Raw genomic sequence first — 26,102 nt, 5'->3', positions numbered from 1 at the left:
ACGGGTGCTTCCGCTTTTCTATTAATACATAAACCGGTTCATAAAGCGTAGACGATCAAATTTTTGGACGGACTCTAATTCCACACGTTTACCGATTCTGGCCATCAAGCAGTTGGCCGGATGCGAGCAAATTTCGGGGTCATCGGTTGCATACCACTCTAAGCCTCCGGCATTCATCATCTTTTCCATGACTTTTCGATATTCCCAGACATTTAATTTGGTGTTTTTTAAATCCCAATGCCAATAATACTCTGTTGTGATAATAAGATAATCTTCCATCGCATCATCCATCATCGATACGATTAAAAGGTTTTTACCGACAGCGTAGCCTCTGAATTCTGGAATCACCTCAATGGCGCCAAGCTCAATTAAATTATCCATTTTACCTTCAGACCACCGTTCAAGCGGGTCTGGGTAAAGGTATGTCACATAACCAACGATGGTATGCCGATTTCTTGCGATAATAATTCTGCCTTCTTCTAGTTTCGCAATTCCAACTAAGGCCTCATGCTGCTGGGCGGGGGGGCGAAACGCGACAAGATCTTCATGAAATTCATAGCCAGCTAGTTTATCTGAAGAAATAGGACCTTCAATGATTAAGTTCCCATGAGGAGTTTTCAGTTGTTTAGCATTGTATGTCTTTTTGTGTTCCATACGGTCACCTACCTTAAATAAATAATGGTTAGTGTATCAGTTCTATTATACATAAAATCTATTAAATTAAGATGATTTTACAAAATTTTCAGTTTTGTAAAAAATATTCAAAATAATATTAGATAAACATTAAAATAATAGTAAATAATTTTTTAAAATTGTGAATAGTTACTATTTGTTCTATAATAATTTCATATATCTGAAGAGGGGGAGATAGAATGAAAGTGGAAGCGTTACCAGTTATGCAAGGAGAGCATAATTTACGTAATTATGAAGAGACGTATAAGCATTTCAACTGGAAAGAAACAGAAAAGGCATTCTCTTGGAGTGAAACTGGGCTTGTTAATTTGGCCTATGAGGCCATTGACCGGCATGTGAAATCCTTTAGAAAAAATAAGGTTGCCCTCTACTATCGCGATGCATCAAGAAATGAGAAGTACACCTTTAAGGAAATGAAGGATCTTTCAAACAAAGCAGGGAATGTGTTAAAGAATTATGGTGATGTAGAAAAGGGCGACCGTGTATTTATTTTCATGCCACGTTCACCTGAGCTTTATTTTACTGTGTTGGGTGCGATTAAGCTAGGAGCAATTGTCGGCCCATTATTTGAGGCCTTCATGGAAGGGGCCGTCAGAGATCGTCTGCAAGACAGTGAAGCTAAAGTTTTAGTTACGACCCCGGAATTGCTGGACCGTGTTCCTGTAGCCGAATTATCCGCATTAAAGCATATTTTCCTTGTTGGAAAAAATGTAGATGATGAGGGCCCTCATATCAATTTCTTGAAAAAATTTGAAGAGGCAAGTAAAGAATTGAGAATTGAATGGGTAGACCGGACTGATGGCCTTATCTTGCATTATACTTCCGGTTCCACTGGGAAACCAAAAGGGGTATTGCATGTGCATAATGCTATGATTCAGCATTATCAAACAGCAAAATGGGTTCTTGATTTAAAAGAGGACGATGTTTACTGGTGTACAGCCGACCCAGGCTGGGTTACCGGGACATCTTATGGAATATTTGGCCCGTGGTTAACGGGAACATCCAATGTGATTATTGGCGGACGGTTTAGTCCTGAAGCCTGGTATCAAATGATTGAAGATTTCGGGGTCACTGTTTGGTATAGTGCCCCAACAGCATTCCGGATGTTAATGGGTGCGGGTGATGAGGTCGTAAAGAAATTCGATTTAAGCAGCCTTCGTCATATTTTAAGTGTTGGAGAGCCGCTAAACCCTGAGGTTGTCAAATGGGGAGTAAAGGTATTTAATCACCGAATTCATGATAACTGGTGGATGACTGAAACCGGTGCCCAATTGATCAGTAACTATCCTTGCATGGAGATTAAGCCAGGTTCGATGGGGAAACCGATTCCTGGTGTGGAAGCGGCGATTGTCGATCATCAAGGGGTTGAACTCCCTCCATATCGAATGGGGAACCTCGCGATTAAAAAAGGTTGGCCATCCATGATGAATGCTATTTGGAATAACCCTGAGAAATATGAATCCTACTTTATGCCAAATGACTGGTATGTCTCCGGAGATTCGGCCTACATGGATGAGGACGGATATTTCTGGTTCCAAGGTCGCGTGGATGATGTCATTATGACATCAGGAGAGCGGGTAGGACCATTCGAAGTGGAAAGCAAGCTAGTCGAGCACCCAGCCGTAGCGGAAGCAGGTGTTATTGGAAAACCGGATCCAGTCCGCGGGGAAATCATAAAAGCCTTTGTTGCCCTTCGTGACGGCTACGAAGCCTCAGATGAATTAAAAGAGGAAATCAGACAATTTGTGAAGAAAGGTCTTGCAGCTCATGCTGCCCCACGGGAAATTGATTTCCGTGACAAACTGCCGAAAACAAGAAGCGGTAAAATAATGCGCCGTGTCTTGAAGGCATGGGAGCTTAATTTACCTACAGGTGATTTATCAACATTGGAAGATTAATGATTTTATTCACATAAAGAAACAGCCCCGAATTTCATTTCGGGGCTGTTCTTTATTAAAAGAAAAGAGATAATGGACTTCGATAATGGTCTAGCTCTAACGTTGTTCTTTACTGCGGTGCTGGAGGATCTACTGCCCCTACCTCAACTAGATTGGAGGGAGCGGATTCTTTCCCAGCGATATCAACTGCTGTTACATAATAGGTACCGTTTCCAACGGTAAATGAAAGATTCGAACCACTGATAATGCTAGCGACTTTAGTTGAAATTATGCCCCCTTGATAGACACGGTATCCGACAATATCATTATCCGCTGCGGCTGACCAAGTTAATGTATTACCTGAAACTTTTAGGCTTACACTATCAGGATTCTTCCCATTATCGACCATTTTTGCGTCAGGGACTAGAATTTTTCCCCAACGGTCCTTTTGAGGAATAAGCTGGCTTATATTTTTGAAATTCTTACCGACCATTCGAGTTATAAAGTCTGGGTTTAAGATAAGACCAAACTGGGCAAACTCTTTTGGGGTAGAATCTAAGGCTAAATATTTTTTGCCTCCGATAGTGACAAAATTCCCTTCAATCAAGCTATCATCAATTTTGCTTGGAACATTATTCACGTTAAAGTAATCACTCTCGATTAATCCTGCTTTTGAACAGGCATTTGATGGCAGCATTCCTGAAACAGCACAATAGGAACGTTTCACAATTCCTTCAGGCCTGCTAAATGATTCTTTTGGAGCAACTAAATCTGGCTTAATTTTATAGGCGGCATTGATTAGTTCAGCCCAAAGGTTATTGGTGCGCTGGCTGTAAGACATCCCAGAAGTCTTTAGGGATTTTGGTGTATCATAGCCAGTCCAAATACCAAAGGTAACGTTAGGGTTTGTCGCAACGAACCAGGAATCGATGTATTCATTCCCTGTACCCGTTTTCCCAGCCCAATCCGCGCGGAAATTCAATTTACTTCTAACTCCAGCGGCAGTCCCCATTTTGACAACGTCGCGCATCATATCAAGTGTTAGATAGGCTGTTTGCGGTTTGAATACGTCCACTGGCTTCACTTCGTGCTGATAAATGACCTTACCGTTATTATCGACAATTTTATCAATCAAATAAGCATCAATAAATTTGCCGCCATTTGCAAAGGTACTAAAGGCATTTGTATTCTCTTCAATGGTAACCCCAGTCGTCAAGGAACCAATAGAGGTTGCAGGGATTTCATAATCAGCTTTTTTCAGAGAGGTAAATCCCATCTTTTCAAGATACTTTGCCGGTCGTTGATCAAGGATTTCCTTGTATAATTTCACAGCAGGAACATTATAGGATTTTGCCAGTGCATAGCGGGCAGAAACGATCCCGCTGTACCTTAAATCATAGTTACGCGGCCATGGAGTACTTCGAGTCGGATCGAGTCTTAATTCAACATCTGGAAGCGGCGTTCCTGGTGCTGCTCTTCCTAACTCAATCGCAGGACCATAGACAAGCAATGGTTTCATGGTGGAGCCGTTTTGTCTCAGTGCACGAGTTGCGTGATTGAGCTGCTGCTTGCTGTAATCTCTCCCGGCAACAAAGCTGATAATTTTCCCGGTCTTATTTTCAATCAGTTCTGCTCCAACTTCCACAGGCTCTATGACTGTTTTCTTTTCCCCAGTTTCCGGGTCTAGCTTCTCCTGAGGTTTATCTGGCCCATAATATTTATAATTATCTTTAACCTTTTGCATCGCATCGTAAATATCTTTGTCAATGGTTGTATGAATTTGGTACCCATTTTGATGCAAATTATGGTCAGCTAATCTTTGATACTTGTAATAAAGATTGTCATCATTTTTTAAGTCTTTTTCTGTATAGCCGTCTTTTTTGGCAAGTACAGTAGTCAGAGTCTCAATCGCCCGCTTTTCAATTTCAACCGTCAACCAAGGATATTTTTCGAGTGGATTAGCAACTGGCGGAATAAAGTCCTTAGTAATATCGTAGGCAGATGCCTCGGCATATTGTTTCTGGTTAATGTACCCACCATCAAACATTCTCTTTAATACCGTTTTCATTCGGGTAAGACCTGGTTCAAGATTGTTCTTAATCGTGCCCTCTCTTGTAAAAGGGGTATAGCCAAATGGACTTTGAGGCAAGCCGGCAATGAAGGCCGCTTGTGGTAAGGTTAAGTCACTGGCATTTTTCCCGAAGATCCCTTTAGCCGCCGATTGAACACCGGCAATGTTTCGTCCAGATGAGTTTCTTCCAAATGTCGAGACATTCAAGTAGGCTTCAAGAATTTCTTTTTTGTTGAAAAATTTCTCTAAACGAAGGGCAAGTAATATTTCGTTGGCTTTCCTTTGAAAAGAAACTTCATTGGTTAAGATTTGATTCTTAATTAATTGCTGGGTTAAGGTACTGCCACCTGATTGAACAGAGGAGTTAGTCACTTCCTGAAAGACGGCACGGAAAACAGCTTTTGGGACGACCCCATTATGCTGGTAAAAGTATGAGTCTTCGGTTGCGACAACAGCATTGATCAAATCCTTCGATACTTGATCCAGTTTTACCTCTTCTCGTTCAAGATCGGTCCTGAGTTTACCAAGATAGACATCATTAGCAAAATATAATTCCGAGGTTTCTGTGTAATCATAAATATCCTTTTTCATACCTTCATATGAGCGGACGGGTTCGTCCTTTACGAGTGAAGCGAAATAACCGGCCCCAACCCCTGTTGCAAATGAGCCTCCAATAATGACGACTGTCATTAAAAGGAGAAATAAGTTCCAAACGACTTGAGATGTAATTCGTGCACTTTTTACCGTTTTTTTATTAGTAAAAAAGTTTCTTACGGATTTTGCTTTTTCTATCCACACTTGTAATTTTTCATTTTTCAAAAGCATCACCTCTTCTAAAATCACATACATTATAGCATATAGGTGGTATAAAAGCTGATAAACTTCTACATTTTTCTGAAATTTCCAGTTTGTGTATGACATCAGATATAAATATGGTAAAAATGCTTTAAGTTAAATTTAATAAAAAGCTGTGAAGGGAATCAACTGTAGTTCTTCTATTCCTATTAAAAGCGAGCCAGCGGTGGTGGAAGCTGGTATATATAGAAGAATGAATTACGTCCTCGAGCCTTCTCTGTGAATGTTATTATTAGTAGTGAAGAAGGGTCATAACCGTTATTTTTTCAAGTTGGAGGATTTATATCCTCAGCTGGGTGGTACCACGTAAGTTTACGTCCCTGCATATTTGCAGGGGCGTTTTTATTTTGTATGGAAAAGTCCTATCGCACGAGGAAATTGAACAATTAGAAACGGCTGTTGCGGAAGAACCGCACCTTCGTAAAGCCCAAAAGGCACTAGCGGAAGAGATGACGCGTCTTATCCACGGCGAAGCCTCCTTACAACAGCTCTTGTACGTTCTACCGTGATGGTTTTACGGTCAAAATCCACATTATTCCACGTTAAACCGATTTACTTAAAAATAGCTTTTGACCACGAAAATATTTTTTCACCATAACTCATAACTCGATGTTCTTTTTGAAACTTTTGCTGAAAGATATCTACCTTTAGGCTGTTAAATTAAATTTCAATGAAATAGGTTCCTTTGAAATAAGCTTAAATAGGAATCATCAACCCATGAGTGCTTCGTAAAGTGAGCAATATTCAATTTACACCTTCAACGTAAAATAGGCTGTTAAATCAGTGGCAACAACCTAAAAAAATCATATTTTGTTGAAGAGAGTACTCGTGGTACTTTAAAGTTTAATTTACACAAAACTGACAAAATACCTTCGTTTCCACTCTCTTTTCAGGTGCAACCTGTTGATTAAATACAAAGGGGAGGAAAAAATGCATAATTTTCAGAATGGTTTACAATCATTAGGAATGGATCATTACCAAGTTGGTGAATTGATTCCTATAGATCCTCAGAGCCAAGATCTGCGTGTGTTTGGAATGCGTTGCGGGGGCTGCGGAGGTCGTTGCGGAGGCTTTCGTTGCGGAGGCTTTCGTTGCGGGGGCTGCGGATTTCGTTGCGGAGGATGCGGTTTCCGTTGTGGCGGTTGTGGTGGCTGCTTCGGTTTTAGCTGTTTCGGTCTCGGTTTTAGCTGTTTCGGTCTCGGTTTTAGCTGTTTCGGTATTGGTTTTATTTAGTTATTTTGGAGTCTCAGAAAAAAATAGTTATTTTATGAACAGAAAGTGCCCCCTGCATGGACATGTGCAGCAGGAGGCACTTCTTTTTGGTAATATCAGAATTTATATATCATTGGACTTTGAGAATTGTCCAGCTCCAGCGCCCTAGCAGCTAGTGTCCTTCGCGCTCCGCCCTACGATAAGTCAACATCGAATCGCTTCCGGCTCTTCGTGTTTCCTTTATCTCAGTTGGAGCGCTCCACAAGGAAGGCTTCGGCAGCATAAGCATCGCACGAAGAAAAAGCGTTAGCTTTTTCGAGGAGGCCATACGCCGCTGAACAGGGCGCTTCCGCTTTTCTAATCATAATGGACAAATAAATGTACATAAAATGATAGTGCATAATTAGGATTGATTTGAATTAAGGAGGAGCTGAATGACAAAACTTAACTCGTCCACACGTTTGAAGGTCAAAAGGGATTCATTTTATCTGCCAGATCCAAAGGGTGGTGTGTATTTTAGAAATAACTTAAGTTCATTCCGAATGGAAGGAAATACGATTTACCAATGGATTGAAAAATTAGTGCCGATGTTTAACGGGGAGCAATCATTGGGAGATTTAACAGAGGGATTAACGGCGCCGTATCGCAACAGGGTATATGAGATTGGAGAAACGTTGTACAAGAATGGCTTTGTTCGAGATGTTAGCCAAGATAGGACACATGATTTAAACCCAAAAGTCCTAGAAAAGTATGCTTCACAAATTGAATTTATCGAGAATTTTGTAGATTCTGGTGCGTACCATTTTCAAGAATACCGTCAAGCTAAAGTTCTGGCTATCGGTTCTGGATCCTTAATGGTTTCATTGGCTGCCGCATTAATTGAATCGGGATTGCCAAAATTCCATTTCATGGTGACAGAATCAGTAGCTACAAATCAATTGCGGATAAATGAGTTAGTACGCAATGCCTACAATGATGACTCTGAGGTGGAGGTTGAGCAGGTACCAATTGAAAAAAGTGACGGAAGGAGTTTTTGGCAAGAAGCTTTGCATCCATATGATTGGATTCTATATGTCTCTCAGGATGGAAATGTAAAAGAACTTAGGAATCTGAATATGATTTGCAAAGAGCAAAGGAAAGGATTTTTTCCTGCCATATGTTTAGACCAAGTAGGGCTTGCTGGTCCATTGGTTCATCCGGAATCAGAGGGATGCTGGGAGTCAGCATGGCGCCGAATCCATCAATCTTTATTGCAATTAGATCGGCAGCCGCAATCTTTCTCTACAACTGCCGGAGCCATTCTCGCTAATGTCACCGTATTCGAATTTTTTAAGAAGGCTACAGGAATTGCAGGGTCAAATCAGAGTAACCAAATTTACAAACTTGATCTTGAAACGCTGGAAGGAGACTGGATTTCATACATCACACACCCATTGGTTGCAAATAAAAGTGTCTCTTCTGGACTGGTGGAAGATCTTGATGTAAGGATAAAGCAAGAAAAGAGTAAAAACGAACCTTCGAGTAACCTCTTGGAATATTTCAGTCTATTAACTTCGGAAGAAACAGGAATTTTCCATACCTGGGAGGAGCGAAACTTGAAACAGCTTCCTCTTTCACAGTGCTATGTTCAAGCGGCTAATCCAGTGTCAGAGGGACCGGCAGACCTCCTGCCAGAGGTTGTCTGTTCGGGTTTTACGCATGAGGAGGCAAAGAGGGAAGCGGGACTGACTGGTATTGAAATGTATGTTTCACAAATGGTCAAGGAATGTAGTGATCAAAAAGATAAGGCTGGTGAAAACATACCAGAGGGTTTGATCGGCATTGGTGCAGGGGAAACAGTCGAAGAGGCAGTTTGTCGCGGCTTGCAAGCCTATTTAGAAAAAGAATTGAGAAATAAAAAGGACGATCTACTGAATCCTGTTTTTCGCGTACAACTGGGAGAAATTGAAGATCAACGCTGCAGATTTTATTTAAATGCCCTGACTACCTTAAATGGTGCACCGACCATCGGTTTAGATAATGAAATACTAGGCTTCCCTGTAATATGGGTAAAGTCGCAGGGGCGTCGGTATACAAGTACAGGTTTAAATATTACGTTGGCTTTACGGAGTGCATTACAACAAGCGCTTTTGGATAAACAAAATCAGGTGCATGCAACCGAAAGGATATCGGAGTCAGCTGTTTTTTTGAAAGAAAGGGAATTTAAACTCGAAATCCCTTCTTGTGAAGAGATAACACAATTGGAGCTATTACAATCTTCCGTTCAGGTCTTGAACCAGAACAGCAAACGCCTATTCGTTTATGATCTTGCGTTTGAGCCTTTTTTAAAACAGGAATTGGCAGGGGTGTATGGTGTGCAGGTTCGAGAGGAGGAATCCTAATGGCCGCCCATATTGTCATTGACGGAGAGGGTTTATTAGCGGATTATGTCTTTGATCAATTGTCCGGCAATTATCTCGTAAGGCGTCAAAGCCTATTAGAAAAGGTTCCCGAAGAAACAGAATTAGCTTTGGTGTTGCACGATGCCTGGAATCCGGCCATTCATCAAAAAGCGGAAGAAAAATACAGGAACACTGGTATCCCGTGGCTTCGAGGTTTCGTTTCATTTGGGGAGGGAATCATTGGTCCTTTAGTTCGCTCGGATACACCGGGATGTTCTATCTGTGCTGACATACGGCGCTTGATAGCTGGATCCGATCGGAAAGAAATGTGGCAGCTTCAGCTAAAAGTGGCAACAGAAGAAGGTGTCATGCAAGATGCATGGGCATCACGAACGGGACTATCTCAAATGGCAGAATTGATATGTAACGAAGTTCAAAGAGTTCTTCAAGGAGAACCCAGCAATTTAGAAGAAAGAGTGTTCATTATGAACCTAAGAACGTTAACCAATTCTAGTCACCTTTTCTTACCTAATCCCTTGTGCCCGATTTGCAGGCCGTTACCTGATGATACACCAGAATTAGCCCAAATTAGGTTAGAATCTAGCCCTAAATTTAATGGCCGAGGTTATCGCTGCCGTTCGATGGATGAATTTAAAACAGTACTAGTCAAAGACTATCTGGATTATCGTACAGGTGTCATGAATGGAAAAGTGCAAGATTTCACGCTGCCATTTGCTGATGTTATAGTGAACATGCCGTTATTTGAAGCAGACGAGGGAGTCGCTGGCCGGTCTAATTCTTATGAAATGAGTGAGTTGACTGCCATTTTAGAAGGGTTGGAACGATATTGCGGGGTCGAGCCCCGAGGCAAAAGGACGGTAGTTCGTGATAGTTATCATAATTTAAAGCAAAATGCACTAAATCCTGCAAGAGTAGGGTTGCATGAAAAGGAACAATATACAAAGCCGCATTTTCCGTTTAAACCGTTTCATCCTGATGACCCAATGAATTGGGTCTGGGGCTATTCGTTTTTACAAGAACGTCCAATACTTGTTCCGGAGTTACTCGCCTATTACAGTTTGGGGTATGGAGAGGGATTTGTTTATGAAACCTCCAATGGATGTGCCTTAGGGGGGAGTTTAGAAGAAGCTATTTTCCATGCCATTATGGAGGTTGTCGAGCGAGATTCATTCTTGTTAACTTGGTATGCAAAACTCCCCCTTCCGCGTCTTGACCTTAGTTCGGCAAACGATAAAGAATTACAGCTGATGGTCGACCGGATGCGTGAGGTGGCGGGATATGACCTTCATTTTTTCAATTCGACGATGGAACATACGATTCCAAGCGTGTGGGCAGTGGCAAAAAACAGAAGATCCAAGGGTGTAAATCTCATTTGTGCAGCGGGAGCTAACCCGGATCCTGTAAGGGCAGTTAAAAGTGCAATTTACGAGCTTGCGGGAATGATAGTTAGGCATGACGAAATATTGGAAGCTAACCAGCAGAAATATCAACATATGTTGCAGAATCCATTCGCAGTCCGTACCATGGAGGATCATGGTTTGCTCTACGGGCTGCGAGAAGCAGAGGAACGGCTGACTTTTTTATTGGATGATCAACGTCCATTACGTACGTTTGCAGAAGAATTCAAGGAGCCGCCTGCAAATACTGATTTGAAGGAAGATCTTCAGGATATTCTTCAGAAGTTCCGCGAGTTAGATCTGGAGGTCATTGTGGTGGACCAAACGACACCGATAACCAAACGGAATGGATTATTCTGTGTGAAAGTATTGATCCCTGGTATGTTACCGATGACATTCGGACATCACCTGACCCGTGTGAAAGGGCTGGAGAGGGTCCTTAGTGTGCCAATGAAACTTGGATTTATGAAACAGCCATTATCGTATGAACAGCTTAATCCCTATCCCCACCCATTCCCATAATTGAAAAGTAGGAGGTTTAAGATTGGAGCTAGAAACATTTGTACATCATCTTCACTTTGATACGGAAAAAGTTGCTCCGCCAGATTGGCAAGTGGACTGGGAGGATGCACCACTGCCCTATAAACTTTACCGCGGCTTACCAGAGGTTCCACTTAGCGCAGATGTACCATTAACACTGGGCGGACGGGAATTTCAGACGGAACCCAGTCTTAAGGAGCTGGGACATTTCTTATGGTATGTATACGGCCTTACTCAATACGCTCAATCCGCTTTAATCGAGGACACTAAGGAAAAAGCTGATGTGAGCTATGCCCAGTTATTCCGCAGATTTGTACCCTCTGGCGGGGCGTTATATCCCAATGAATTATATGTGTATGTAAAGCTGAAGGACGCACCAATGGGAATTTACCATTACGATGCGGCTCACCACCGCCTCCTCTTGCTGCGAGAAGGAAATTATGATTCCTACTTATCAAGAAGTCTTGGAAATAGCTGTGATCTTTCTGACTGTTTCTGTACTATTTTTGTCTCGACACTTTTTTGGAAAAATTTTTATAAATACAATAATTTTTCCTACAGGCTCCAAGGGCTAGATGCAGGTGTGTTAATTGGGCAATCTTTAGAAGTGGCCAATACGATGGGGTTTTCATCTCGGGTATGCTACCAATTTCTTGATAGGTCTATTAATCATTTGCTTGGGCTTTCTAGTCAGGATGAAAGTGTATATGCGGTTATTCCATTATCGGTTAATCCATCTAACATTAGTGTTGACGACGATTATAATAGAGGGGAAATTGTTTCTGCCACTGAATTGTGTCGGGAAGTGCCACTATTGGAGCATGCTTCCTATAACCGTTCAAAGAGGGTTATTGATTATCCGCTGCTGAGGAAATTTAATGAAGCATCAATGTTTGAAACAACAGAGTCGTTTGTGAAGATAAAGAAAGATAGTAGTGTGAAACTTTCCTTAGATTCGGAAATGCTCTTGCTTCCCTTTGCTGAGCGCTTTTCGTACGATCTTGCATCCGTTTGCAGGGAGCGGCATTCTCCTGATATTGATTTTATGATAGGTGAAGTCAGTCAAACGCAACTATCCACTTTGTTAAATGAGACATTTTCCTTACCGTATCAGAACGATCTTGACGACAGACACGGGAATGCTGAGACCCGAGTTTCTTTATACGGCAGTTTTTATAACGTGGAGGGAGTTCCAAATGGTGCTTACGCTTATGACAAAAGCGCTCATGCACTTCGGAGAATAACTCAGGGGGATTTTCGGGAGTTTTTACAATATGGATTAACAATGCCCAACGTAAATCTGTTTCAAGTTCCGCTTTGCCTGCATGTTGTTGGAGATAAGGAACACCTCAAAAAGGAATTGGGATATAGAGGATACCGCATTCAACAAATGGAAGCAGGCATACTAGTACAACGATTGCTCTTGGTAACGTGTCCCTTAGGAATGGGAGGGCACCCACTATTAGGATTTGACGCGAATCAATGTGATGAACTTTACGGGATCGATTCGAAAGGAAAAACAAGCCTAATCCAAATCCCGGTCGGTCCATACCGTCCCCGTGCCTGGTTAAAAGGAAGGTTGCTTAGCTAGGAGAGACAAGTGTAAAGCGTATGGTAAAAATGCCACATCCTATTTAATACAAAATTCTACTAAGCAAAGTAAAAATGAAAAACCCTAGAAGCGTTGATATAACGCAGTTCCTAGGGTTTTTGTGATTGCTATTTAATAAGCAAATCAATTAACGTGAGTAGTACTCAACGATAAATGTTTCGTTAATTTCAGCAGCAAGTTCAGAACGCTCAGGTAAGCGAGTGAACGTACCTTCTAATTTGTCAGCGTCAAAAGTAACATAATCTGGAATATAGTTAGTTACTTCGATTGCTTCTTTAATCGCATCAAGGTTACGTGATTTTTCACGAACGCTGATTGTTTGACCAGGAGCTACACGGTATGATGGAATATCTACGCGAGAACCATTAACTAAAATGTGTCCGTGGTTAACTAACTGACGAGCTCCACGACGAGTGCGAGCAAGACCTAAACGGTAAACTAGGTTATCAAGACGTGATTCAAGAAGAATCATGAAGTTTTCACCGTGAACGCCGCTCATTTTGCCTGCTTTAACAAAAAGGTTACGGAATTGACGCTCATTTACTCCGTACATATGACGAAGTTTTTGCTTTTCTTGTAATTGTAATCCGTATTCAGAAAGCTTTTTACGTTGGTTTGGACCATGTTGTCCAGGAGCGTAAGGACGCTTTTCTACTTCTTTACCTGTGCCGCTTAGAGAGATTCCAAGACGACGGGATAATTTCCAGCTTGGGCCGGTATAACGAGCCATGAATGACTCCTCCTTCGTGTTTTTATTTTGGTAAAATAAAAACCGTTATGAGACTCTTTAGTAGCCATTTTGTTTTCATGCACCTTCGCCCTAGCAGCAGAGGGTTACAAGATGCACCATCAAATTAAAGCAAGATGCTTTAATGAGGAACAAAATGAGACGATTAAAGTGTTCACATAGGCTGCAATATTTTACACAAAGAGTATTATATAATTTTTATACCTATTAAGTCAAGTATATTTAAGGTATCTATCATTGTTATCCATTAGATTAATAAATCATTTAGAAAGATTAACAAATTTTTAAAAAAACACTTCAAAAGTACTATGTTTTTATCTATAATTAGGATATGATGTATAAATTTGGAATGAATGTTAGGTGTGGATAAAATGGATGATCTTGAAGGAGATTTCCTATTGGAAGTAAATAAATATAAGAGATTATTTCATATAACAAATAAATTTCATTCTTCATTGGATGTGGATATTCTAATTGGTGAATTATTTATAACTCTTCAAGAGGTATATCCTGATTTTTCCTATTACTTACTCTTGTCACAGGATACTCATAGCCACAGCGACCTGCCGATAATTGATCTTGAGTATGATGGTGAAAATATTGCAGCCATTAATGCCTATGTGCTGGGGATTGTTCAATTTGAATATTCTATTGTCGATAAGCATGTAATTCTCTATGCCCCGTTAAAGGGAAGGCAGGGAATTTATGGAGTATTACAGGTAATCGCACCGAATACGGCTGAATTTCCCGATATGGAAGTAGAATTTATTACTTTATTGGCGGGAAGTGCAGGAAGCGCGCTGGAAAATGCTCAGCTTTATCAGCAATCAAGAAGGGCAATTGCTGATTTGGAATTAATTAACGAAACCTCTCATCGGTTAAATTCTAACCTGCGTTTAGCTGAAACCATGACATTCATGTCTGAACAAATCATTTCTTCTTTTGAAGCCGAAGAGGTTGGCTTTTTCCTATTTTCTCAAGATCAAGAAACAATTAAAGTACTCCCAGGTTCTACTACATATTTTTTTACTAAACAGGCACGAATCTATATCGACTACATAAAAGAAAAAATACAAAAAGGAAACGAACCGTTATTTATTGGAGATATAACCCTCCCGTCTTTTAAAAATATTAAAAGTTTCCATTCCATAATCGCAATTCCGATGATACAAAGTGAGAATTTAAAGGGCTTTTCGATTATCATGCATCAAACCCCTTATTTCTTCTCATTTGAAACATTTAAGCTGCTTCAATCGCTTTTACATCATTCATCATTAGCACTAACTAACTCTATGTTAAGAGAGGAGTTAGAAAAATTGGTGATCACTGATCATCTAACTAAGCTCCATTCCCGCAAGTTTTTGGATGAAAAAATTCAGAACTCCATGAAAAAGGATGAGGAAGGAACGTTTATTCTCATTGATATCGATAATTTTAAAGAAATCAATGATACCTATGGGCACCAAATCGGAGATGAACTGCTTATACAGGTAGCCAATTTAATTAAAGGGAACATCCGTGGAAATGATGTTGGCGCCCGGTGGGGCGGGGAAGAACTGGCTATTTATCTTCCATTGGTACCTTTAGATGTTGGTACAACCATAGCTGAAAGATTAGTGGAAAAAGTATCTGCAAGCTCTACCCCACATATTACCGTGTCATGTGGTGTTTCCTATTGGAATAAAGAAAGTCTAGATTCTTATAAATATTTATTTAAACGAGCAGACGAAGCACTCTATCTCGCAAAAGGGACAGGAAAGAACAAGGTTGTTACCCAAGAAGATAATATTAAGGTAAGTTAGCCACTTGAAAATTATAAAGAAAACTCGCCAGTCGACACTTCACACTGGCGAGTTTTCTTTATAGATGTTCTATAAGTAAAGTGGCAAATTCTTCGAGCTTCTGTTGATCCAATTCATCAAAGCGGTTTGTTTCAGGTGAATCAATATCTAATACCCCGAGTAATTGGCCGTCTTTCACGAGAGGAATGACTATTTCTGACTGGGAGGCGGCGTCACAAGCGATGTGTCCAGGGAACTGATTAACATCTAGCACACGTACAGTTTCTTGTTTCAAAGCTGCTGTGCCACACACACCCTTACCAACAGGAATACGGACACAGGCAGGAAGTCCTTGAAATGGTCCAAGCACAAGTTCACCATTGGAATCGATTAAATAAAATCCAACCCAGTTGATGCGGTCAAGAAATTGATTTAACAGGGCAGCGGCATTACTTAGATTCGCAATATGGTTTTTCTCATCATGTATCAGGGCATGCAATTGCTTTTTGACTAATTCATAATTTTTTTCCCGGTTCCCGGTGTACATTTCGACGTTAAACATGTTAATACCCCTTTATTTCTTAAATTTTATATTTTATTTTATCAAAAATTGAAGAAAATGAGCATACTTTGTCGATATTTTCATAAAGGAATCAATGGTGACACAAAGAATCATTATGTAAAGGGGATTACGGGATTTATCTGAAGGGGGAGAATCAATGAAGAATAATGCAAAAGAAGCAATTGTTAAGGCCGCCATTTCATTGTTTCATGCAAATGGGTATTCGGGAACGTCTATCAGAGATATTGCCAGTTTAGCAAAAGTCAATACAGCAACCATTGCCTACCATTTTAATAATAAAACAGGTCTGTTAGAATATTGTTTTATGTATTTTTTTGAAAAGTACATCGGCAAGATGGAGGAGATTTACGCATCGATTGATCGTGGGGCAAAAGATTGTTTAAAGCGAATTGTAGCCAATTTGCTTCATTATCAATGTGAAAATAATCAGCTAACCAGTTTTGTGTATCGAGAAATGTCGGTAGACTCGCAAGTTGTTAGGGAAATCATGTCGACGTATTCTCTGAAAGAAAAATACTATTTTCAAAAAATATTTGAACGAGGCTTCGAATGGAATGAATTCCGTCCCCATTCGATTCCCTATTTAATCATACAGCTAAAAGGTCTTTTAATGATGCCGTTTATGAATACTCATTATATGAGAGAAGTCTTGTACGTCTTTCCAAATGAGCCATTTTTCGAACAAAAATATCTAAAGGATATCCATTTTTGGATTGATAAAACACTTTGCACAGATATACCAATTAATAAGGGAGCAATAATAAAATAGCGACTAATCGCTATTTTTTTTTTTGAGCTACACCACCTAATTAGGTGGATATCTTACTCATTACCTAGCTTTTTTCATGAATGGGCTAGGACTTGAAACCCATGTTTATTTTATTTTACAAAAAAATTGAAAATAATAGTCAAAAATTGTCGTTTACATGGTATCATAATAGCATTGAATGGAACTTATGAATTTTTTTATAAATAGATGAGCGGATTGCATTAAAGGAATCAATGTTGTTGTAAATAGGGGGCTTAGATGTGAAATATTTCATTGGATTTTTCATCCTGTTACTTGCGTTATTTGTAATCGGATATTTTATAAAGAAAAAATATTTTAAAGAAATGGATCGATTGGAAGCGTGGAAAATCGATTTAATGAACCGACCAGTACTGGATGAAATGTCAAAGGTTAAGCAATTAAATATGACAGGACAAACGGAAGAGCTTTTCGAACGTTGGCGGAATCAATGGGACGAAGTTGTTACGGTACAGCTGCCTGATTTAGAAGAAATGCTTTTTGATGCAGAAGAGTACATAGATCGGTATCGATTCAAAAAAGCTAAGGGTGTCCAACAGGCAATTCAAAGTAAACTACAGGAAACAGAGGATCAGATAAAGAAGATTTTGGAAGAGTTACATGAACTAGTAGGCAGTGAGGAAAAAAATAGGGTTGAAATTGAGGAACTAAAAGATCTATATCGGGAATCGAAAAAGATTTTGCTTGCACACCGTCACAGCTTTGGTAATTCCGAAAAACACTTGGAAGTGCAGCTTAATGATGTGGCACAAAAATTTCAAGATTTTGATGAAAAAACAGAGCTGGGCAACTACCTTGAAGCCCGTGAAGTTGTTTTAGTGATTCATAGTCAGCTTGGAATGATAAAAAACCATATGGATTTAGTTCCCCAGCTTTTGATTGAATGCCAATCGCTTCTGCCGAATCAGCTTTCTGAGTGTTTGGATGGACACAGTGAAATGACTAAGCAGGAATATTATTTGGATCATATTAATGTCAAAAAGGAAATAATCCGCTTGGAAGAAAAGCTTGCTGAGAATTTGGTTCTGATTGAAACAACGGAAATTGATAAAGCAGAAGAAGGAATTAAAGAAGTAAAGGATAGAATGGATATCCTTTTTGATCTTATGGAGAAAGAAGTTCACGCCAAGCATTTTGTTTTAAGGAATGAAAAGGAAGCCATTGAACTCCTTACTTCTGTTCAAGAAGAGAATAAGAAACTTTCTAATGAAATAATTCATGTTCAGCAAAGCTATCAGTTGTCTGAAAGTGATTTTGAAACACAACGGAATCTGGAAAAGGAACTTGCAATTGTATATAAGCATTATGAAATTCTCGTTGAAAAATTAAAGCTGAATGAAACTGCCCAAACAGTCCTTAGTGAAGAATTGAGTGGAATTAAAGAACAACTGGATATCATCCATGAGGGGCAACAAGATTTTGCTCAAAAACTTCAAGCACTTAGAAAAGATGAATTAGAGGCAAGAGAAAAGATTAAGGAGCTTACAAAAAGGGTTGGGGATATGGTTCGCCTTGTGTCTAAAAGCAATGTTCCAGGCCTGCCAGCGGATTATCAGTATTTATGTGAGGACACCAACGAGAGTATTCAAAATGTTAGATATCAGCTTGAAGAAAAGCCTTTGAATGTTTCTGCTTTGAATCAGTACTTAGAAATTGCTGAATTAACTGTTGAAAAATTGGTTAATTCAACAATTGAGATGATTGAGAATGTCTCGCTTGCCGAGAAGGCAATTCAGTATGGAAATCGTTATCGAAGCCAGTATCAGTCAGTTTCAAAAGGATTATCTGAGGCGGAAATGGCTTTTAGACAATATGATTATCAAGAGGCTTTAGAACAAGTAGCAGCATCACTTGAGGCAATTGATCCAGATGCTTTGAAGAAAATTAAAGCTTCTGTTGAAACTGAATAACAATGAAAATCCATATGTATTATTTTATGCAGAAGTAAGACAATCAATAAAGAAACCGGTTCAGCCATAAAAGGACGAATCGGTTTTTTCTTTTTCAAAAGTTTGGTTTATGATAAGATTTACTTTGCGTGGAAAAGGGGCGGAGCGCCACAAAAACGAATCAGTTTATCTAATGCAGTGAAAAACAAACAATTTTCACGCTGAATGGAGATAAGATAAGCTCTGCTCACACCGCCTTTAGAAAGTAAGACTGGGTTTTTGAAAGAAGTATATTTCCATAATAGATGGTGGCAGGTAACGCCATTTGCGTTTTGGAGGAGAAAAAATGATTTATTTTGATAATAGTGCTACGACTAAACCCTATAAAGAAGTAATTGATTCTTTTGTAACCGTTTCTAGTGAATATTTTGGCAACCCATCTTCACTACATAGTATCGGTGGACAAGCTGAAAAACTCTTATTACAGGCAAGAGAACAAGTGGCTAAGCTTTTAACAGTCAAACCATCTGAAATTTATTTTACTTCCGGCGGCACGGAAGGTAATAATTTAGCGATTAAAGGCGCTGCTTCATTAAATGGGAATAGAGGCCGGCATTTGATTACCACAAGTGTTGAGCATCCCTCAGTTAGGGCTGCCATGGAGCAGCTTGAACAGAAAGGCTTTGAAGTAACCTATTTGCCAGTTGATAAGCAGGGAAAAGTCTGTGTTGCTGATATCGAAAAAGCGATACGAAAAGATACCATCTTCATTTCAATCATGCATGTGAACAATGAAGTGGGTACGGTTCAGCCGATTGAAGAAATCGGTCAAATGTTAAAAAAACATCCAACCATTTTATTTCATGTCGATGCAGTCCAAAGTGTAGGAAAAATCCCCCTTTCCATACACGAAAATCGAATAGATTTTTGTTCCATTTCAGGGCACAAATTTCACGGATTAAAGGGTACGGGCGCCCTCTTTATTCGGGAAGGGGCAAGACTTGCTCCGTTATTTTCCGGAGGTAGTCAAGAGCGGAAGATTCGCAGCGGTACTGAAAATGTGGCGGGTGCAGTTGCGATGGCAAAAGCGCTTAGAATGACGATAGAGAAAAGGGCAGCTGGTATCGAGAGAATGAAGAAAATTCAGAGCATGTTAAGAACAGGGCTAAATCGGATCGAAGGAATTAGAGTAAATACCCCTACAGAAAATGCAGCACCACATATTCTAAATTTTTCACTCTGCGAGCTGAAATCTGAAGTGTTTATCCATGCCCTTGAGCAGCAAGGAATTTTTGTCTCGACAACTAGTGCTTGTTCTTCAAAAAGGAAATCACCAAGTAAAACGCTCATTGAAATGGGCGTTCCTGAAGCCCTAGCTGAAAGTGCCGTCAGAATAAGCCTTTCGTTTAATAATACCGAAGAAGAGGCGATGACAGCTATCAGAGCAATTGAAAAAGCAGCAAACCAACTACGAAAGGTTTTGGAATAAATGAATTATGATCGAATACTAATACGCTATGGTGAAATATCAACAAAAGGTAGAAATCGGAATAAATTTGTTGAAAAGTTAAGGAAAAGTGTAAGAAGTGCTCTTGCCCCCTTTCCAAAAATAAAAGTGGAAGCAAGCCGAGACCGGATGTATGTATTATTAAATGGTGAAAATGGAATAGAAATCATCGAAAAATTAAAGAATATATTTGGGATTCAATCCTTCAGTCCGGCAATAAAGGTAGACAGAGATGTAGAAGTGTTAAAGCAGACCTCTCTTGAATTAGTTCACTCTCTATATAGGGAAGGTCAAACCTTTAAAATTACACCAAAAAGGTCTGATAAAACATTTGAGCTGAACACAGATGGGATCAATCAAACGATTGGTGGACATTTGCTAAAGAATATTCCTGGACTCAAAGTGGATGTGAGAGATCCCGATATCAATTTGCGAATTGAAGTCAGAAAAGAAGCTATTTATTTATCATGTGAAACGATTCAAGGTGCTGGTGGTCTTCCTATCGGATCAAGCGGCAAAGCAATGCTCATGCTTTCCGGCGGCATTGATAGTCCGGTGGCAGGATATTTAGCAATGAAGCGAGGCTTAGAAATTGAAGCCGTTCATTTTTTCAGCCCACCGTTTACTAGTGAAAGATCAAAGGAAAAAGTCATTGATTTATCAAAAAAGCTGGCTGAGATTTACGGGTCGATAACGTTACACATTGTACCGTTTACGGATATTCAGCAAGCGATTCGCGAACAAATACCTGAAAATTATTCGATGACAACAACGAGAAGAATGATGCTGCGAATTACCGATGAAATTAGGAAAAACCATGAAGGTCTTGCTATTGTTACCGGAGAAAGCCTCGGGCAGGTGGCAAGCCAAACGATTGAAAGTATGTATGCGATTAATGAAGTGACGAATACGCCTGTGTTACGCCCTTTAATTACGATGGATAAAACGGATATAATTAAAATTGCCCAAGAAATTGATACACTTGAAATATCAAACAGACCTTTTGAGGATTGCTGTACCATCTTTGTGCCTTCCTCGCCAAAAACGAAACCGAAGCGAGAAAAGGTTCAGCACTATGAAAGCTTTTTTGATTTTGAACCAATGCTTCATGAAGCTGTTCAAGAGACTGAAACGATTGTCATTAAACCTGACAACGAAAAGGACTCAGATTTTAACGTGCTATTCTAATAAAGCAAATTTTGAATTTTTTGTGAACAATTACCAGTTGTGAAATAGAATGAACCTTGTGTGTTCTACACAATCTATACTCACAAGGAGGTGATATCACATGGCAAACAACACTTCAAATCAATTACTAGTTCCTGGTGTAGAGCAAGCTCTTTCCCAAATGAAATACGAAATTGCAACTGAATTTGGTGTAAATCTTGGGGCTGACACTACTTCACGTGCTAACGGTTCAGTTGGTGGTGAAATCACAAAGCGTTTAGTTCAAATGGCTGAATCTCAATTAGGCGGCGGATTTTCTCGTTAATTAAAAATGAATAAAAATGGCTACAGAGAGCGGGAAACAATTCCTGCTCTCTTTTTGTGTTGTACAGAAATAATATCTAGATGAATAATAATTTCAAATTTTACAATAATTTTGTATAATGTAGTTTGTGGGATGTACGAAAAATTTACGAGGGGGAAATAGTATGAAACGGGAAGATTTAATTGCACCAGAAAAGTATAATCTTGTTTCTGAAGTAGAGCGGTTTGCAAAGAATCCGAATAATGTTGCATTAAAATGGGAAAGTGAATCTGGAGAAACAAACCAAGTTACATATGAGAATTTATTGAGACAAGTTAACCAAGCTGGGAATGTTTTTTTGCAACATGGTTTGAAAAAAGGTGACGTCGTTCTTGTTATTTTGCCGCGATTGATTGAGGCATATGTTGTGTATTTGGCAGCCTTAAAAGCAGGAATGATTGTGATTCCGAGTTCAGAAATGTTGAGGGAAAAGGATTTGCAATACCGTATTACACACGGTGATGTGAAAGCCGTCGTAAGTTATTATCCTTACGTTGACCAATTTAAGAATTTTACAGAAAACCAGCTACTGGCAAAGTTTTCGATTGGTGGCGAGGAGGAAGGCTGGATCCATCTTGATGCTGAAATGCAAAAAGCAGCAGAAGAATTTGCGATTGCTGATACCCTTAGAGATGATATGGCGTTTTTATCGTATACTTCTGGAACGACAGGAAACCCAAAGGGTGTTGTCCACACACATGGATGGGCCTTTGCCCATTTAAAAACAGCTGCCGCAAAATGGCTGTGTATTGAAGCGGGTGATACGGTTTGGGCAACGGCAAGTCCAGGCTGGCAAAAATGGATTTGGAGCCCATTTTTATCCGTTCTTGGTTCAGGGGGAACTGGACTTGTGTACAACGGAAAATTTGACCCCAAAAAGTATTTAAGTCTGCTGCAAAAATATGATGTGAACGTCCTCTGCTGTACACCTACCGAATACCGGTTAATGGCAAAGGTCGACAACTTGAGTGAATATCATTTGCCCAAGCTCCATAGTGCAGTATCAGCTGGGGAACCGTTAAATCGGGAGGTTATTGATACCTTTAGGAAATATTTTACCATTGATGTCCGTGATGGCTATGGTCAAACAGAGAATACATTACTTGTGGGTATAACAAAAGGGATGGAATTGAAATCTGGTTCAATGGGCAAACCGACACCAGGAAATAGAGTCGAAATCATTAACGAAGAAGGAGAGGTTTGCGCAGTCGGTGAAGTGGGCGATATTGCTGTACATGTGGAAACACCTGCCTTATTCAAAAATTACTATAAAGATCCAGAAAGAACAGCGATGCAGTTCCGCGGTGATTATTATATAACCGGCGATAAAGCCAAAATGGACGAGGAAGGGTATTTCTGGTTCGAAGGCCGTGGGGATGATATTATTATTAGTTCAGGCTATACTATTGGACCTTTTGAAGTAGAAGATGCCCTTGTGAAGCATCCATTTGTTAAGGAATGTGCGGTAGTAGCAAGCCCTGATGAAATTCGTGGCTTTATTGTAAAAGCGTTTGTCGTCTTAAAAGAGGATGTAGATTCAAATGACCCTAAATTAACGAAAAACCTGCAGGAGCATGTCAAGACACTGACGGCACCATATAAGTATCCGAGAAAAATAGAGTATTTGAATGAACTTCCAAAAACTACCTCAGGGAAAATTCGCCGGATAGAACTTCGTCAAAAGGAAATGGAATCAGCCAAACAAGTTTAATTATGTGGGTTATGATTAAGGCAGGCGGTGAATTACCGTCTGCTTCTTCACTTTTAGAAGCCGGAGGAATGAAAAATGGGAAAATTGTGGTTTGGCGGCACCATTTATACTCTTGAAAAGGAAGGGGCAATGGTTGAGGCTATTTATACTGAAGGGAATCGAATAATTAAAACAGGGGAAATAGCAGAGATAGAAGAAATTTTTAACGAAAGAATATGTGAACGGGTGGACCTGATGGGCGGAACGATGTTTCCTGGTTTTGTAGACAGCCATATTCATTTAATTGGCCATGGTGAAACGTTAGTCCGGCTTGACCTTTCAGAGCTGAATTCAAAAGATGAGGTCCTTGCTGTTGTTCAAGAGTATGCTAAACAGCTTAACAAGGAAGAATGGATTATTGGTGAGGGCTGGAATGAAAACCGCTGGGCACGGACAGAAATGATTCACCGGAAAGAATTAGACGAAATTTCTCCAGAAAATCCCGTCATGCTAAAACGGATTTGCCGCCATGCCATGATTGTAAACTCAAAGGCGCTAGAATTGGCTGGAGTAACTGAAGAAACAGTTTGTCCTCCTGGAGGGGTCTTGGAAAAGGATGTGGAGGATCGTTTAACAGGCCTGATAAAAGACAAGGCTCAGGATTTTATTCTCGCTGCCATTCCCGTTGTTTCAGAAGATTATTTACAAAAAGCAATGAGAGCAGCCATAAAAGATTTATATCAGCTTGGCATCACAGGTGTCCACACTGAGGATTTAAACTATTATGGTGGCTTCGATCGTACCTTTAGGACGTTTAAAAAAGTAATTGAGGAGGAAGGGCTAAAGCTACGTGCCCATCTGCTTGTTCACCATGAGGTTGTAGAGGACATGGCACATGCTGGAACGAGCTTTTTATCTGGTTCCGAATGGATTGAGTTTGGTGCGATGAAAATTTTTGCTGATGGTGCCCTAGGAGGCAGGACTGCGCTTCTAAGCCGTCCCTACCATGATGCTCCGGAGGCAAATGGAGTGGCTATTTTTAGTCAGAAGGAATTAAATGATTTAGTTGTCAAAGCACGGAAACACAACCTCCCTGTTGCCGTCCATGCGATCGGTGACTTAGCCTTTGAGTATGTATTAAATGCGATTGAGGAACACCCGCTGGTAGGTACTGGGCGTGACCGGTTAATTCATGCGCAGATTTTACGGCAAGACCTAATTGAGCGTGCAAAAAGACTTCCGGTTATTCTCGATATACAGCCGGTATTTTTAGCATCGGATTTTCCTTGGGTTATCGACCGCGTCGGCAAGAACAGAATGGAATATTGCTATGCATGGAAAACATTAATAAACGAAGGGCTTAACTGTGCTGGCGGCTCCGATGCACCGATTGAATTACCTAACCCAATGTTTGGCATCCATGCTGCCGTAACAAGGACAAATAGAAATGATTCAAAAAGGATTGTCTATGGTGAAGAACAGGCTTTAAGTGTTTATGAGGCGATCAATTTATTTACGAAGGGTAGTGCGTATGCTGCTTGTCATGAAGTGGATCGCGGTATGATTAAGGAAGGTTTTTTAGCTGATTTTACCGTACTAGATGAGGATATTTTTAATCTTCCCCCATCAAGGATTTCCACTGTTAATGCGGTGATGACGGTTATTGGCGGAGATATTGTCTATAAAAAGGAGTAGGCTGTAAGTAAAAAAATCCCCAATTCACACAGTTTCACGTTATAATAAAGATTATTTCGAAACTAGAAAGAATAGGGGCTCGAGGAAAGATGAAAAAAAGTGAAACACAACTTGGGGCAATCCATGCAGGCTTTTCCTATTTTCTATGGGGATTATTGCCAATCTATTGGAAGCTATTAAACGATGTTGAGGCAAAGGAAATTCTCGCGAACCGAATTTTTTGGTCGTTTATTTTTATGGTGATTATTCTTATTTTTACGAAAAAATGGGAATTATTTTTACGAACGATTAAAGGCTTTGCTCAAAATAAAAAACAGGTGTATGCCCTGACACTTGCGGCAATCCTTATTAGTATGAATTGGTTTACCTATATTTGGGCGGTAAATAACGGTCATATAATTGATACGAGTCTTGGCTATTATATTAATCCACTTGTCAGTATCTTATTAGGAATGATTGTTCTAAAGGAGAAATTATCCTTTTACCAATACGTTTCCTTCGGTTTAGCCGCTATCGGAGTATTGATTATTACTTTTTCTCATGGTAAGTTTCCTTGGATCTCCATTGTTTTGGCACTTTCCTTTGGTTTATATGGGTTGGTTAAAAAGATGATAAATGTAGATTCCGCTGTTGGCTTAACATTAGAAACACTTGTAGTGATGCCCATCGCTGCGATATATATGCTGTTCCTATTCTTTAACAGCTCTAGCTCTTTTTTATCTGCTAGTGTAGGAACGGATTGGCTATTAATTGGCGCAGGCGTCGCGACCGCTGTGCCGCTGCTGTATTTTGCAAAAGGAGCACAAAAAATTTCGCTCTCCTTACTTGGCTTCCTGCAATATATCGCCCCAACCTTAACCTTGATTTTAGGCATATTTGTTTATCATGAACATTTTTCAAACGTGCAGTTGTTATCATTTATATTCATTTGGTCGGCACTAACGATTTATTCTCTTTCAAAAACTCGGCTTTTGTCTGACAAGGGTATAAAATGGCGAAAAGAAAAACGCGCAACCTTATAATAAAAAACCTTATCCAGTGGGATGGTCTTACCCCTGTCAAGTAGACAACATAAAAAAGCTAAGCTGCCAACGCGTGTCGATATTCAATCGGCGCGCGTTGTTTTAGTTTCTTTTGAATACGTTTGTAATTGTAGTGATAAATATAATCTTCAATCGCTTGTCGTATCTCCACTTCTGATTTACACTGTT

General features: G+C 39.9%; 19 protein-coding genes, 1 pseudogene and 1 other annotated feature. Of the genes and pseudogenes, 15 read left to right on the top strand and 5 right to left on the bottom strand.

All coding sequences use genetic code 11. The features are described from left to right. Window positions 1-21 precede the first annotated feature (21 nt). The gene (locus M5A78_RS20870; protein ID WP_248737214.1) at window positions 22-654 is read right to left on the bottom strand and encodes an N-acetyltransferase; all 633 of its coding nucleotides are present in this window, start codon (window positions 652-654) and stop codon (window positions 22-24) included. Window positions 655-872: 218 nt separating this feature from the next. Between M5A78_RS20870 and acsA the strand changes: the two genes are divergently transcribed. After that, on the top strand, window positions 873-2,591 hold the full coding sequence (gene acsA / locus M5A78_RS20865; protein WP_248737213.1) for an acetate--CoA ligase: 1,719 nt from the start codon (window positions 873-875) through the stop codon (window positions 2,589-2,591). Between the two features lie 109 nt (window positions 2,592-2,700). Here acsA and M5A78_RS20860 read toward each other — a convergent pair whose 3' ends face one another. Continuing rightward, window positions 2,701-5,466 (bottom strand): transglycosylase domain-containing protein, encoded by a 2,766-nt coding sequence (locus tag M5A78_RS20860; RefSeq protein WP_248737212.1) that lies wholly within the window; start codon window positions 5,464-5,466, stop codon window positions 2,701-2,703. A 136-nt stretch (window positions 5,467-5,602) separates the two neighbouring features. Then, window positions 5,603-5,821 (top strand) — a binding site (T-box leader). A gap of 31 nt (window positions 5,822-5,852) precedes the next feature. On the opposite strand from M5A78_RS20860, the pseudogene M5A78_RS20855 reads away from it, so the two are divergent. The 5 genes and pseudogenes from M5A78_RS20855 to M5A78_RS20835 form a co-directional block, all read left to right on the top strand. Next, window positions 5,853-5,996, top strand: a pseudogene (locus tag M5A78_RS20855) (tyrosine--tRNA ligase); the annotation flags it as partial. A 430-nt stretch (window positions 5,997-6,426) separates the two neighbouring features. Then, window positions 6,427-6,729, top strand: coding sequence for a heterocycloanthracin/sonorensin family bacteriocin (locus tag M5A78_RS25025; protein ID WP_406603731.1), 303 nt, complete (start codon window positions 6,427-6,429; stop codon window positions 6,727-6,729). Between the two features lie 413 nt (window positions 6,730-7,142). Next, window positions 7,143-9,089 carry a putative thiazole-containing bacteriocin maturation protein gene (locus M5A78_RS20845; protein ID WP_248737210.1) on the top strand — a complete coding sequence of 649 codons (1,947 nt, stop codon included), beginning with the start codon at window positions 7,143-7,145 and terminating at the stop codon, window positions 9,087-9,089. Continuing rightward, entirely contained in the window at window positions 9,089-11,029 is a 1,941-nt protein-coding gene (locus M5A78_RS20840; RefSeq protein ID WP_248737209.1) for a TOMM precursor leader peptide-binding protein, read from the top strand. Before M5A78_RS20845 ends, M5A78_RS20840 begins: the two co-directional genes overlap by 1 nt. A 22-nt stretch (window positions 11,030-11,051) precedes the next feature. Next, entirely contained in the window at window positions 11,052-12,638 is a 1,587-nt protein-coding gene (locus M5A78_RS20835; protein WP_248737208.1) for a SagB family peptide dehydrogenase, read from the top strand. A 148-nt stretch (window positions 12,639-12,786) separates the two neighbouring features. On the opposite strand, the gene rpsD is transcribed toward M5A78_RS20835, so the two are convergent. Continuing rightward, window positions 12,787-13,389 carry a 30S ribosomal protein S4 gene (gene rpsD / locus M5A78_RS20830; protein WP_248737207.1) on the bottom strand — a complete coding sequence of 201 codons (603 nt, stop codon included), beginning with the start codon at window positions 13,387-13,389 and terminating at the stop codon, window positions 12,787-12,789. A gap of 389 nt (window positions 13,390-13,778) precedes the next feature. Between rpsD and M5A78_RS20825 the strand changes: the two genes are divergently transcribed. Beyond that, the gene (locus M5A78_RS20825) at window positions 13,779-15,209 is read left to right on the top strand and encodes a sensor domain-containing diguanylate cyclase (protein WP_248737206.1); all 1,431 of its coding nucleotides are present in this window, start codon (window positions 13,779-13,781) and stop codon (window positions 15,207-15,209) included. Between the two features lie 58 nt (window positions 15,210-15,267). Here the strand turns inward: M5A78_RS20825 and M5A78_RS20820 are convergent, their stop codons facing one another. After that, entirely contained in the window at window positions 15,268-15,750 is a 483-nt protein-coding gene (locus tag M5A78_RS20820; protein WP_248737205.1) for a GAF domain-containing protein, read from the bottom strand. Between the two features lie 157 nt (window positions 15,751-15,907). Between M5A78_RS20820 and refZ the strand changes: the two genes are divergently transcribed. The 8 genes from refZ to rarD all read left to right on the top strand — a co-directional run bounded on the left by refZ (window position 15,908) and on the right by rarD (window position 25,913). Beyond that, window positions 15,908-16,540, top strand: coding sequence for a forespore capture DNA-binding protein RefZ (gene refZ / locus M5A78_RS20815; RefSeq protein WP_248737204.1), 633 nt, complete (start codon window positions 15,908-15,910; stop codon window positions 16,538-16,540). A 260-nt stretch (window positions 16,541-16,800) separates the two neighbouring features. Beyond that, window positions 16,801-18,489, top strand: coding sequence for a septation ring formation regulator EzrA (ezrA, locus tag M5A78_RS20810; RefSeq protein ID WP_248737203.1), 1,689 nt, complete (start codon window positions 16,801-16,803; stop codon window positions 18,487-18,489). Window positions 18,490-18,814: 325 nt separating this feature from the next. Then, window positions 18,815-19,957 (top strand): cysteine desulfurase family protein, encoded by a 1,143-nt coding sequence (locus M5A78_RS20805; RefSeq protein ID WP_248737202.1) that lies wholly within the window; start codon window positions 18,815-18,817, stop codon window positions 19,955-19,957. Continuing rightward, the gene (thiI, locus tag M5A78_RS20800; RefSeq protein ID WP_248737201.1) at window positions 19,958-21,163 is read left to right on the top strand and encodes a tRNA uracil 4-sulfurtransferase ThiI; all 1,206 of its coding nucleotides are present in this window, start codon (window positions 19,958-19,960) and stop codon (window positions 21,161-21,163) included. Between the two features lie 100 nt (window positions 21,164-21,263). Then, a complete protein-coding gene (locus tag M5A78_RS20795; protein WP_248737200.1) occupies window positions 21,264-21,467 on the top strand; it encodes an alpha/beta-type small acid-soluble spore protein in 204 nt (67 codons plus the stop codon). A gap of 163 nt (window positions 21,468-21,630) precedes the next feature. Continuing rightward, window positions 21,631-23,217 (top strand): acyl-CoA synthetase MbcS, encoded by a 1,587-nt coding sequence (mbcS, locus tag M5A78_RS20790; protein ID WP_248737199.1) that lies wholly within the window; start codon window positions 21,631-21,633, stop codon window positions 23,215-23,217. 75 nt (window positions 23,218-23,292) lie between these two features. Next, window positions 23,293-24,891 carry an amidohydrolase gene (locus M5A78_RS20785; RefSeq protein ID WP_248737198.1) on the top strand — a complete coding sequence of 533 codons (1,599 nt, stop codon included), beginning with the start codon at window positions 23,293-23,295 and terminating at the stop codon, window positions 24,889-24,891. Window positions 24,892-24,980: 89 nt separating this feature from the next. Continuing rightward, on the top strand, window positions 24,981-25,913 hold the full coding sequence (gene rarD, locus M5A78_RS20780; protein WP_248737197.1) for an EamA family transporter RarD: 933 nt from the start codon (window positions 24,981-24,983) through the stop codon (window positions 25,911-25,913). 58 nt (window positions 25,914-25,971) lie between these two features. On the opposite strand, the gene M5A78_RS25020 is transcribed toward rarD, so the two are convergent. Further along, window positions 25,972-26,085: an IS3 family transposase gene (locus tag M5A78_RS25020; RefSeq protein WP_406603730.1), complete on the bottom strand. Its 114-nt coding sequence runs from the start codon at window positions 26,083-26,085 to the stop codon at window positions 25,972-25,974. Window positions 26,086-26,102: the final 17 nt, after the last annotated feature.

The organism is Neobacillus rhizosphaerae, assembly GCF_937468385.1.
GTDB classification, from domain to species: Bacteria; Bacillota; Bacilli; order Bacillales; family Cytobacillaceae; genus Neobacillus; species Neobacillus rhizosphaerae.
The sequence above is the reverse complement of the archived record's forward strand: the minus strand, read 5'-3'. Positions and strand labels throughout refer to the sequence as shown.

What these genes read in the sequence shown, in the direction of transcription:
- M5A78_RS20870 (WP_248737214.1), bottom strand. Translation starts at nt 654, where the DNA reads ATGGAACACAAAAAGACATACAATGCTAAACAACTGAAAACTCCTCAT.
- acsA (WP_248737213.1), top strand. Translation starts at nt 873, where the DNA reads ATGAAAGTGGAAGCGTTACCAGTTATGCAAGGAGAGCATAATTTACGT.
- M5A78_RS20860 (WP_248737212.1), bottom strand. Translation starts at nt 5,466, where the DNA reads ATGCTTTTGAAAAATGAAAAATTACAAGTGTGGATAGAAAAAGCAAAA.
- M5A78_RS25025 (WP_406603731.1), top strand. Translation starts at nt 6,427, where the DNA reads ATGCATAATTTTCAGAATGGTTTACAATCATTAGGAATGGATCATTAC.
- M5A78_RS20845 (WP_248737210.1), top strand. Translation starts at nt 7,143, where the DNA reads ATGACAAAACTTAACTCGTCCACACGTTTGAAGGTCAAAAGGGATTCA.
- M5A78_RS20840 (WP_248737209.1), top strand. Translation starts at nt 9,089, where the DNA reads ATGGCCGCCCATATTGTCATTGACGGAGAGGGTTTATTAGCGGATTAT.
- rpsD (WP_248737207.1), bottom strand. Translation starts at nt 13,389, where the DNA reads ATGGCTCGTTATACCGGCCCAAGCTGGAAATTATCCCGTCGTCTTGGA.
- M5A78_RS20825 (WP_248737206.1), top strand. Translation starts at nt 13,779, where the DNA reads ATGGATGATCTTGAAGGAGATTTCCTATTGGAAGTAAATAAATATAAG.
- M5A78_RS20820 (WP_248737205.1), bottom strand. Translation starts at nt 15,750, where the DNA reads ATGTTTAACGTCGAAATGTACACCGGGAACCGGGAAAAAAATTATGAA.
- refZ (WP_248737204.1), top strand. Translation starts at nt 15,908, where the DNA reads ATGAAGAATAATGCAAAAGAAGCAATTGTTAAGGCCGCCATTTCATTG.
- M5A78_RS20805 (WP_248737202.1), top strand. Translation starts at nt 18,815, where the DNA reads ATGATTTATTTTGATAATAGTGCTACGACTAAACCCTATAAAGAAGTA.
- thiI (WP_248737201.1), top strand. Translation starts at nt 19,958, where the DNA reads ATGAATTATGATCGAATACTAATACGCTATGGTGAAATATCAACAAAA.
- M5A78_RS20795 (WP_248737200.1), top strand. Translation starts at nt 21,264, where the DNA reads ATGGCAAACAACACTTCAAATCAATTACTAGTTCCTGGTGTAGAGCAA.
- mbcS (WP_248737199.1), top strand. Translation starts at nt 21,631, where the DNA reads ATGAAACGGGAAGATTTAATTGCACCAGAAAAGTATAATCTTGTTTCT.
- M5A78_RS20785 (WP_248737198.1), top strand. Translation starts at nt 23,293, where the DNA reads ATGGGAAAATTGTGGTTTGGCGGCACCATTTATACTCTTGAAAAGGAA.
- rarD (WP_248737197.1), top strand. Translation starts at nt 24,981, where the DNA reads ATGAAAAAAAGTGAAACACAACTTGGGGCAATCCATGCAGGCTTTTCC.